The sequence below is a fragment of the Martelella alba genome, assembly GCF_005217455.1.
Classification (GTDB): Bacteria; Pseudomonadota; Gammaproteobacteria; order Enterobacterales; family Enterobacteriaceae; genus Acerihabitans.
In genome coordinates this window covers 1-1,088 of record NZ_SZPQ01000140.1, presented here as the reverse complement: position 1 = coordinate 1,088, position 1,088 = coordinate 1, and the positions used below count along the sequence as shown (strand labels likewise).

1 protein-coding gene is annotated in these 1,088 nt (G+C 56.3%); it reads left to right on the top strand.

The window, feature by feature from the left end:
* Window positions 1-201 precede the first annotated feature (201 nt).
* On the top strand, window positions 202-1,088 hold an 887-nt coding region (gene gpJ, locus FCN80_RS26065; protein WP_136993265.1), incomplete at its 3' end, for a TipJ family phage tail tip protein.

Genomic DNA, 1,088 nt, shown 5'->3' with positions numbered 1-1,088 from the left:
CAGGATCCGGATAACAAACCCTCGTATGCCTTTGGCGGTCCGGTAAACTCGGTCGCTCAGGGTAATCCCGTGCCGATTGGATACGGTAAACGCCGTATCGGTGGGGCAATTATTTCCGCTGGTATTTATGCGGAAGACCAGCAATAAAAAAAACGCAACTCTCAACGGCTCGCTTCGGCGGGCCTTTTTTATGGGTCCCATATGGCAGCGAAATCAATCAGGGGCCACAAGAGCGGCTCCAGCAGCACTCACACGCCGGTTGAATCCCCAGACTCGCTACAGTCAACCTCCTACGCCAAAATGTTGCTGGCGTTGGGCGAGGGGGAATTCGCTGGTGGTTTGGACGGCACCAACATTTATCTGGATGGAACGCCGATTCAAAACGCTGACGGCTCCGTCAATTTCCCGGGTGTTGCCTGGGAATTCCGGCCGGGAACGCCTGACCAGTCGTACATCGCCGGCATGCCGGACATCGAGAACGAAACGGCCGTTAGCCTGGAACTGACCAGCCAAACGCCCTGGGTGCATGCTGTCACCAATACCCAATTATCAGCGATACGTCTGCGGTTTTCCTGGTCATCGCTACAGCAGCAAAAATCCAATGGCGATGTCGTGGGCTATCGGATTGAGTATGCGATCGACGTGGCCACCGACGGCGGGGCATATCAGCAGGTCCTCGATACAGCGGTTGACGGCAAAACGACGACCACCTACGAGCGCAGTCACCGCATCGATCTGCCGGCGGCCACTACCGGCTGGCAAATCCGCGTGCGGCGAATAACACCCAACTCGACCAGTGACCTGATAGCTGACAAAATGGTTATCGAGGCTATTACCGAGGTCATTGACGCTAAACTGGCCTACCCGGAAACCGCGTTGTTGTTTGTTCAGTTCGATGCCAGCCAGTTCCAAAACATTCCGGCCGTCGCCTGTGAACCCAAAATGCGGATCATTCAGGTGCCGACCACGTATGATCCCGAGGCCCGCACCTATAGCGGCACCTGGGACGGTACGTTCAAATGGGCATGGTCGAATAATCCAGCCTGGGTCGCCTACGATATCCTGACGGCGGAACGGTTTGGCCTGGG